This window comes from Candidatus Streptomyces philanthi (genome assembly GCF_059553635.1).
The window spans coordinates 23338-32514 of sequence record NZ_JCANQV010000025.1; the positions used below are offsets into that span (position 1 = coordinate 23338).

The window sequence follows — 9177 nt, forward strand, 5'->3', positions numbered from 1 at the left end:
GCGTGCGGGTCGGGCGCCGGGTCCGCGGCGGAGGGGCCCGCGGCGAAGGTGACCGTCACCCCGGCCGGGGGCACCAAGGCGGCCGCGCTCGGCTCCCCGATATCCGTGAAGGCCGACGGCGGCAGGATCGTTTCTGTGGACGCCCAGGACGACAAGGGCGCCAAGGTCCCCGGGAAGCTCTCCGGTGACGGGACGTCGTGGACCTCCGACGGCAAGGTCCGTCCGGGCGCCGCCTACACCGTCCGCACCACCGCGAAGTCCGACGGGGGCAAGGAGTCCACCGCCACCTCGCGGTTCACCGCCCAGGAGGCGGCGAAGGTCAACAAGGTCACCATCACTCCCTCCAACGGGCAGACGGTGGGCACGGGCATGCCGATATCGATCCTCTTCGACAACCACATAGCCAAGGACCGGCGCGCCGGGATAGAGAAGGCGCTCAAGGTCACCACGCAGCCGAAGGTCGAGGGCGCCTGGGGCTGGGTCACCGACTACTCCGGCAAGGACCGCATCGACTGGCGGCCCAAGGAGTTCTGGCCGTCCGGCACCAAGGTCTCCGTCAAGGGCGGGCTGACGGGTCTGGACTCCGGCGAGGGCGGCTGGTTCGTCCGCGACTACGACTTCGGTTTCACCATAGGCGCCGACCGCAAGGCCGTCATCGACGTGCCGAACCACCTCATGACGATGTACGAGAACGGCCGCCCGGTCGGCACCATCCGCGGCTCGGCCGGTTCTCCCCAGGCGCCCACCCGGGGCGGCATCCACACCGTCCGCAGCAAGAACGCCGCGGAGACCATGGACTCCTCCACCATCGGCTACGGCGACCAGTGGATGCTGGACGCGAAGTGGGTGACGCATCTGACCGCGTCGGGCACCTTCCTCCACTCCGCCCCCTGGAACAACTCGATCGGCGTCGTCAACAACAGCCACGGCTGCTTCGGTATGACCACCTCGGACGCCAAGCGCGCCTTCGACTTCCTGTCGATCGGCTCCACGGTCGAGGTGCGGGGCACCACCAACCGCGAGAAGACGGACGTCGGCAACGGCCTGGAGGTCTGGCAGGAGACCTGGCCGCAGTGGCAGCAGCGCAGCGCGCTGAAGTGACCGGAGCCGGTTGACGGCGGGTGCGGTACGGCGGACGCCGGGCCGCACCCTTCGTCGTTCCGGGGCCCGGCGCGGCGTCAGGCGCGCGCCGTACGCGTCGTCAGGGCCAGCCCGGCGAGCAGCTGGACGACGGCGAGCGCGATGAGCACGGCCAGCGGCAGCGTCCAGCCGCCGGAGGCGTCGCGCAGCAGGCCCGCGCCGAACGGTCCGGCCGAGGCCACCAGATAGCCGGCGCTCTGGGAGAAGACCGACAGCGCCGCGGTCTCCGCCGCGCTGCGCCCCCAGGCCCCGATGACGGCCAGGACCAGCGGGAACGCGCTCAGCCCGAAACCGGTCAGCACGGCCCACAGGACGGGCTGCGCGAGCGGGGCGCACAGCAGGCCCGCGTATCCGGCCACCAGCGCGGCGCCGACGGCGGCGAACGCGGCCCGCAGACGTACCGCGCTCCTGGTGAGCGGCATCAGGACGAACGTCGAGGGGATACCCACCAGCAGCGCCAGGCCCAGCAGCGTTCCGGCCCTCCCGGCGTCCATGCCCCGGTCGGACAGGATGCCGGGCAGCCAGCCGATCACCGCGTAGCTGCTGAGGGACTGCAACGCGAAGAACACGGTCACCAGCAGCCCGAACCGGGTACGCCCGACGCGCCATGCCGAGACCGCCGTACCACCGACGCTCCCCTCCGGGCCGCGCCAGGCGCCCGGCCGCGCCGCCCACACCACGAGGGCGAGTACCGCCGGGAGGGCCCAGGCCGCCAGGCCCGCCGAGGGCGACCCCAGCAGGTCGGCGACGGGCACCGCCGCGGCGGCGGCGACGGCCGAGCCGAGCGCCATCGTCGTGGTGTACACGCCGGTCAGCAGCGCGACCCGCCCGGGGAAGTGCGCCCTGACCACGGCGGGCAGCAGGACGTTGCAGAGGGCGAGTCCGGCCGCGCCGAGCAGGGTGCCGGCGAGCAGTGCCCAGGTCTGCGGGACGGCACGCACGGCGAGCCCGGCGGACAGTGCCAGCAGCGCTCCCAGGACGGCCCGTTCGGTGCCGGCCCGGCGGGCCAGCACGGCGCCGGCCGCCCCGACCGCGGCGAAGCACAGCGTGGGGAGCGCGGGGACCAGCGCGGCGGTCAGCGGCCCGAGGCCGGTGTCCGTCCGCAGACGGTCGAGCAGGGCGGAGGCGCTGCTGATGCCCAGCCGCAGGTTGAAGGCGATCAGCACGATGCCGAGGGCGGCCGCCCCGGCCGCGCGGCGGGTGGCGGGCGGGTGTACGGGAGGGGCGCCCGGGACGGCGCCGGGGACGCGGGAGGACGAGGACATGGGCGACATGACCGCAAACATAAAACGTCTGACCTTTGACGTCCAATGATCAGAGGTATTCTGGGACGGAGATCCCCGGTGTCACCCCGCACCGCCCGCCCTGGAAGGACCGCCGTGGCCCTCGGCTCCGCCCGCCGCTCCGTACTCGTCGACGACGTCATCGCCCTGCTGCGTACCGAGATCACCTCGGGCCGCTGGCCGGTCGGCTCCCGCATCCCCACCGAGACCGCCCTGCTCGAACAGCTCGGCGTCGCCCGGGGCACCCTGCGCGAGGCGACCCGCGCCCTCGTCCACGCCGGTCTGCTGCGCACCCGGCAGGGCGACGGCACCTACGTCCGCGCCACCAGCGAACTGCCCGGCGCCCTCCAGCGCCTCGACACCGAACCCGGCGAGGTCCTGGAGGTCCGCCAGGCGCTGGACGTCCACGCCGCCCGCCTGGCCGCCGCCCGGATCACCCCGGACGCGCTCGACGGGCTCGGCGCGCTGCTGGAGCGGCGGGCCGCCGCCTGGCGGGACGGTGACCGCGATGCCTGGGCCGAGGCCGACCACGCCTTCCACCGCGCCGTCGTCGCCGCCACCGGCAACGGCCTGCTGGACACCCTCTACGGCGGGATCGTCCCGGCCCTGCGCCGCTCGACGACCGTCCACTGGGACGAGGACGGGTTCGACGGCGCGGACCCCCGCGGGCACGAGGAGCTGCTGGCGGCGCTGCGCGACGGCGACGCGGAACGGGCCGCCCGCAGCGCCGCCGCCAACATCGACGCCACCGGCGCCTGGCGCGCCGGCCACGGCTGACGGGACACGGGGCGGCCCGCGCCGTGGTCGCTCAGCCCAGTTCCAGGCTGGTGACCCCGTACACCCGCTCCTGCTCGAACGACGGGGCCGGGCCGGTGTACATCCGGGTGCTGAGGGACTGCGGGACCAGGCCGCGGGAGACCGCGAGGGCGACGGCGGCCTCGTTGGGGGCGGGTGTGTCGAGGGAGACCTCGTCGTCCGGGCCGGTGGTGGCGACGAGCGCGTCGAACAGCGCCTCGGCGTCGTCGGGGGTGTCGGCGAAGAGGGGGCCGATGCGGTGTCCGCTGCGGGCGGGCCGGATGACGGCGTATCCGGTGATACGGCCGTCGCGCTCGCGCAGGCGCGCGGTGTGGCCCGGGGCGGACAGCCAGCGGTGCAGGAACCCGCGCCGCTCGGCCGGGAAGCACCGCCGGTCGTAGGCGGCGAGCGCGGCCAGGTGCGCCGGGGTGACGGGGGTGACGCCGGGGGCCGTGGTGCCGGGGCGGGCGGGGCGTCCGCCGTGGCGGACGGTCTCGTGGGCCGCGGTGAAGCCCGCGCGCTCGTAGGTGCCGCGCTGGGCGGGGACCGCGTCGAGCCCGATGACGCGGTCGCCCGCGTGCGGGACGGCGGCGCGCCAGGTGGCCAGGCCCAGGCCCTTGCGGCGGTGGTCGGGGTGGACGAGGTAGTACCCGAGGAACGCGTAGGTGTCGGAGTAGGTGACGACCGAGACCGCGGAGACGGTGTCGTCGCCGAGACGGCCGACGAAGAAGCCGTCGGGGTCGGTGGGGTGGAAGCAGGCGGTGTCCCCCAGGCCGGGGTTCCACTGCTCGTCCGCCGCCCATTCCTCGATGCCCCGCCATGCCTCCAGGGAGGCGGTGGTGACGGTGAGACGGGCGGTGGTGTCGGAGTGCATGGCGGTGGTTCCCTTCAACGGGGCCGGGGTGCGCGGCGGGCGGGCCCGTGCGTACCCCGGCCGGTGTGCTGCGTGGTTCAGATGAGGTCCATGGCGGCGACCTCGTCGGGGCTGCCGTAGCTGACCGGGCCCTCGAAGCGCCGGCGGGCGGTGGCGAACCACCAGACGGTGGCGATGACGAGCACCACCGCGAGGGCGATCGGCGCGTAGTTGAACGTCGAGGGCGTGACCGGAGCCGCCTGCGGCAGCATGAACAGGATGTTGCTGATGACGATCCAGATCACGGCGACGGTGGCGACGGGCTTGCCGTAGCGGCCGAGGTTCCACGGGCCGGGCCGGAAGTCGTCCAGCCGCAGCCGCAGATAGATCGGGACGCCGTAGGCGAGGAACAGTCCGACGACATTGATGCTGACGACGGCGGTGAACGCGGTGTGCGACCACCAGCCCGGCAGGACGAGCACCAGCGGGCAGGCCGCGGCGAGCCAGACGGCCTTGACGGGGGTGCGGGTGCGCGGGGAGACCGAGTGCCACCAGCGGGAGCCGGGCATCGCGCCGTCCCGGGAGAACGCGAAGATCTGCCGGGTGTTGCTGGTCATGTTGGCAAGACCGCAGAACAGCATCGCGCCGATGACGATGAGCAGCAGGAACTTGGCGATGCCCACGCCGAGCGCGTCGACGAGGATCTGTACCGGCGGCGCCTCGGCGCCCGCCGCGTGGTCGTAATCCCGGATCGCGTAGATCAGGGCGAGCATGAGGATCAGTCCGGTGAACGCGGAGCAGGCGATGGCGCGCATGATGCCGCGCGGCGCGTTGACCGTCGCCTTCACGGTCTCTTCGGACATGTGAAAACTGCCGTCGAACCCGGTGAAGGTCCAGCTGGTGACGAGCAGGCCGAGCATTCCGCCGTAAAGACCGTTGGTGAAACCGGTGTTGTTGACGAAATGGGTCACGAACGACGGCGACTGGTGCTCGGACGGGATCACGGTGAGTGCGACGACGATCACCACCATGCCGATGAGCAGCCACCACACCGATATCCGGTTCACCACCGCCACCAGTCGCACGGTGTAGGTGTTGGCCAGCGCCTGGACCAGCAGGATCACGGCCGTGAGGGCGACGGTCTGCTGGGCCGTCGGCTCGTAGGACGGCCACTGCATGGCGATGAACGCCTGGATGAAGGTGGCCGCGGCGAAGTTGGTGGCGGCGGTACCGCCGACCTGTCCGACGAAATTGAGCCAGCCGGTGTACCACGACCAGGCGCCGCGGTGGCGCTTGGCGAGCTTTCCGGCGGAGAAGTACAGCGCCCCGCTCGTCGGATAGGCGGAGGCGATTTCCCCCATGGCGGCACCGACGAACAGCACCATCACGGAAACACCGATCCAGCCGAACACGAGAATGCGCGGGCCGCCCGCGGTCATCCCGAAACCGAAGGAGGAAAAAATTCCGGAGATGATGTTGATAATGGTGAAGGAGATCGCGAAATTGTCGAACGCACGGAATCTTCGGGTGAGTTTCCGCGGATAACCCATCGCATGGAGCGTCGCGTCGTCGTCGAGGGTATCGGGGTCCGCCGGCGGACGGGGGCCCGCACGGTGGTACGCGGTGGGGTCGGACACCAGGACAACCTTTCTCGGAGTGCGGCGGGATCACCGCCTGACGGGTGGCGCGCCGACGCGCCACCCGGACATCCCTCGGGGCCCGCGGCGGGCCCCGCGCCGGGTCAGGTGACGCCGGGGACGGGGAGGCCGCAGGAGCGGCGCGCCCGGGTCAGCTGTTCCTCGGGGTCCCCGAAGACGCTCCAGGGCATCCGGGACGCGTACGGCCCCATGGCCATCAGCACCTCGCGCGCCTCGAACTCCTGCTTCGCCATGAACAGCGCGTGGGCCAGGTACGACAGGTCCAGTACGGGCGTGAAGCGGTAGCCGGCCACCTGCGGGAACCAGCTCCGGTAGATGCCGGCGGCCGCGGAGATCCACTGCGGCTGTTCCCAGGTGCGGTCGGCCAGCAGCGCGGACGGGTCGTACTCGTCGACCAGGGCGACCAGCGGCAGCAGCCGCAGCGCCGAGGTGGCGTCGGCGCGCTGCCCGAGGAACGCGGCGACGTCCCAACTCGCGCTCGCGGAGCCGCCGTTGCGGGTGAAGAAGAAGGACAGGAAGCGGTGGTGCGCCTCGCGGTGCCAGGGGTCGAGGCGCAGGATGTGCGCGAACAGGTACCAGGGGCCGGTGGGCGCGGTGAGCAGCCCCTGCGGGGCGGGGTCCCGCGGCTGCTCGAAGGGGGCCAGCGCGAGGCGGCAGACCCAGGGCGTGGGGTCCTCGGGGAGCATCCGGGAGGCGCGGTCACCCGCGGTGTGGGCGATGCGCAGCAGCGCGTCGCGCCGCCGTTCGTCGCGCCCGGCCGTGCGCAGTACCCGGATCATCGCCACCCGCGCCCACAGCAGCGCCGATTCGGGGTCCGGTTCCTCCGCCATCCAGCGTTCCGCCAGGTCCGAGTCGGCGGCCTCGGAGGCGAGCACCAGCGATCTGTGGGCCCGGAGTTCGAAATCCTCGCGGGTCTCCGCGAGGACCTCACGGGCGCTGAAGTAACGGCCCGCACGGACATCCACACACGCCTGCGCCAACCGCCGGTCATTGGCGGCCGGGCTCCATACGTACTGCCCCTCGAATGAGCCAGCCGCCATGATCCCCTCCTGGTCCCGAAGGTGTCATCATCCCCGTTCGCATTGCATCCGCACCGAATTCACCCGGATCGTTTCCCCCGATCCGAAGGCGGCGGGGCACACCCTACTCACCAACAAGTGAGAGCGAAAATGACCGCCTGGAATATCGTCTTCCACACCTTTTGCCCCGCACATTGGCGAGGGAATCCGTTGGCTACTCCCCTACGGCTTCCGGGACTTCGGCCCGACGGCGGGGGCGTGTGATATGCGTCTGGCATATTCACCCGCCACCGGAATGCCCTTCGTCCGGGGGAACCCGGGAAACGGGCGGCCACAGGCGCGCACACCCGGTCCGGCGCTCACGCAGCGCATCCGCGCACGGCGTTCACCGCCCGCTTCGGCGAGGGCGAGGGGCGGCACCCGGCCACCCCCTTCCGGCACCGGCGCATGGAACGCTCTTGACCACAACTACGCTACCGGCAAGCACAGTTGGCATTTTCACCGGAACGGCAAGGGGAACATCCATCCCTCATTCACTCGATCGAGTGAATGAGATTCCGCCAACCTTGGCCAGCAGGCAGTTCTTCACGGAGGGTATGCATTGCCCTTCGTTGACATCCCCTTCATGCGCCTTTTACCTTCGGACGGCGCGGCGGCACCCCGGCCGCCCGCCAGCGCCGCGTCCGCGGCCGAACCCGCCCTCGGCGGGAACTCCTCGCCCGTATCCCTCCCGGCAACACCGCTGTAACACCCGCCCGGTTCCATGGAACCGCCCCCCGCCACCCTCCAGTGCTCCGGAAGGCGATGATGCGTCAGGACAACACCTCGCCGGGCCCGCGCCCGGCCGCACGACCGGTGACCACCCTCGCCGTGATCCTCCTGTTCCTCCTGGGGTCCACGGCGTCCGCCGCGACGGCACTCCCGCTCGTGTCCCCCACCGCGCCGTGTGCCGCGACCGCCGCACCGGCCCTCGTCCCGCCCTGTTCCGGCGGTGCCGAACGGGGCGAGCAGGAACCGGAGCACGGCCACACCACACACCGCGTGCCGCGCACCGCTCTGGTCCGGCCGCCGCTCCCCGAGCGCCCCGCGCTCGCCCGCCCCGTCACGGCACCGTCCACCACCGGCCCCGCCCGTCACCCGTCGGTGAGCCCCGGGGCCCCCGCTCCCGTACCGCCCGAACTACCCGTCCTGCACTGCGTCTTCCGCTGCTGAGCCGGACCGCCGGGCCCCCTCCCCTGCCCACGCGACTCCTTCCCCGCCACCCCTCGGTGGCGCCTTCACCAGCAGGAGAACCCTCCACGTGGACACGTTCATCCACCATGCCCGGGGCCGCAGTGCCCGTATCGCCGACCTTCCCGAGGAGCGCGAGAGCTACCGCCGGCTCGCCGACGGCCAGTCCCCGCTCGCCCTCTTCATCACCTGCTCCGACTCCCGTGTCGTCCCGTCCCTGATCACCGGCGCCCGGCCCGGTGAACTCTTCGAACTGCGCACCGCCGGGAACGCCGTCCCCCCGTACGGCGACGGCCCCGCGGCCAGCGCCGAGGCCGCCACCATCGAGTACGCCACCCGGGTCCTCGGCGTCGCCCACATCGTGGTGTGCGGGCACTCGCACTGCGGCGCGGTGGGCGCCAAGGTCCGCGGCGAGGACCTGACCTCGGCGCCGGCCGTCCGCGATTGGCTCGACCGCCATCTGCCCGACGAACTCCCCGACGACGGCCCCGCCGTCGCCACCGCCGTCCAGCGGCACGTCCGCGAACAGCTCCGCAGGCTGCGCGGACACCCGTGCGTACGCGAACGGCTGGACGCCGGGGAGCTGACCCTGCACGGCTGGTTCTACGAGGTGGACACCGGCCTGGTCCTCTCGCACCGGCCCGCCACCGACCTGTTCCTCCCGTTGTGACGGCGGTGCACCCGACATGCGACACCTACGCGTGAACCGGTTCCCCTTCCTGCGGGCGGACGTCACCGCCTCCCTCGTCGTCTTCCTCGTCGCCGTGCCGCTCTGCGTCGGCGTGGCCGTCGCCAGCGGCGTCCCCGCCGAACTCGGCCTGGTCACCGGCGTCGTCGGCGGTCTGCTGACCGGGCTGCTGCCCGGCAGCACCTTCCAGGTCAGCGGCCCCGCGGCCGGGCTGACCGTCCTCGTCCTCGAAGCCGTCAGGACCTACGGCCTGAGCGTGCTCGGGGTCCTGGTGCTGATGACCGGGGCTCTCCAACTGCTCATGGGCGCGCTGAAGGTCGGCCAGTGGTTCCGGGCCATATCGGTCGCCGTCGTCCAGGGAATGCTGGCCGGCATCGGACTGCTCCTCATCGCCGGGCAGCTCTACCCCCTCGTCGGCGCCAAGGCCCCGGGCGACGGACTCGGCAATCTCGCCGGCCTGCCCGCCCTGGCCGCCGCCACCCTGCGGTCCGGCGACGCGCTGGCCGCGCTC

General features: G+C 72.4%; 9 protein-coding genes. 5 read left to right on the forward strand and 4 right to left on the reverse strand.

Features of this window, described 5'->3' with window-relative positions; all coding sequences use genetic code 11:
* Positions 1-48 precede the first annotated feature (48 nt).
* Positions 49-1101 (forward strand): L,D-transpeptidase family protein, encoded by a 1053-nt coding sequence (locus AC51EU_RS05655; protein ID WP_496265534.1) that lies wholly within the window; start codon positions 49-51, stop codon positions 1099-1101.
* A gap of 77 nt (positions 1102-1178) precedes the next feature.
* On the opposite strand, the gene AC51EU_RS05660 is transcribed toward AC51EU_RS05655, so the two are convergent.
* Entirely contained in the window at positions 1179-2414 is a 1236-nt protein-coding gene (locus AC51EU_RS05660; RefSeq protein WP_496265535.1) for an MFS transporter, read from the reverse strand.
* Positions 2415-2519: 105 nt separating this feature from the next.
* Between AC51EU_RS05660 and AC51EU_RS05665 the strand changes: the two genes are divergently transcribed.
* Positions 2520-3200 (forward strand): FadR/GntR family transcriptional regulator, encoded by a 681-nt coding sequence (locus AC51EU_RS05665; RefSeq protein ID WP_496265536.1) that lies wholly within the window; start codon positions 2520-2522, stop codon positions 3198-3200.
* 31 nt (positions 3201-3231) lie between these two features.
* Here AC51EU_RS05665 and AC51EU_RS05670 read toward each other — a convergent pair whose 3' ends face one another.
* From AC51EU_RS05670 to AC51EU_RS05680, 3 genes are all read right to left on the reverse strand, one after another.
* Positions 3232-4092: a GNAT family N-acetyltransferase gene (locus AC51EU_RS05670; protein ID WP_496265537.1), complete on the reverse strand. Its 861-nt coding sequence runs from the start codon at positions 4090-4092 to the stop codon at positions 3232-3234.
* Positions 4093-4169: 77 nt separating this feature from the next.
* On the reverse strand, positions 4170-5621 hold the full coding sequence (locus tag AC51EU_RS05675; protein ID WP_496265542.1) for an amino acid permease: 1452 nt from the start codon (positions 5619-5621) through the stop codon (positions 4170-4172).
* A gap of 191 nt (positions 5622-5812) precedes the next feature.
* The gene (locus AC51EU_RS05680; protein ID WP_496265538.1) at positions 5813-6769 is read right to left on the reverse strand and encodes a hypothetical protein; all 957 of its coding nucleotides are present in this window, start codon (positions 6767-6769) and stop codon (positions 5813-5815) included.
* Positions 6770-7552: 783 nt separating this feature from the next.
* Here AC51EU_RS05680 and AC51EU_RS05685 point away from each other — a divergent pair.
* The 3 genes from AC51EU_RS05685 to AC51EU_RS05695 form a co-directional block, all read left to right on the forward strand.
* The gene (locus AC51EU_RS05685; RefSeq protein ID WP_496265539.1) at positions 7553-7960 is read left to right on the forward strand and encodes a hypothetical protein; all 408 of its coding nucleotides are present in this window, start codon (positions 7553-7555) and stop codon (positions 7958-7960) included.
* Positions 7961-8048: 88 nt separating this feature from the next.
* Entirely contained in the window at positions 8049-8648 is a 600-nt protein-coding gene (locus AC51EU_RS05690; RefSeq protein WP_496265540.1) for a carbonic anhydrase, read from the forward strand.
* A 16-nt stretch (positions 8649-8664) separates the two neighbouring features.
* On the forward strand, positions 8665-9177 hold a 513-nt coding region (locus AC51EU_RS05695; RefSeq protein ID WP_496265541.1), incomplete at its 3' end, for a SulP family inorganic anion transporter.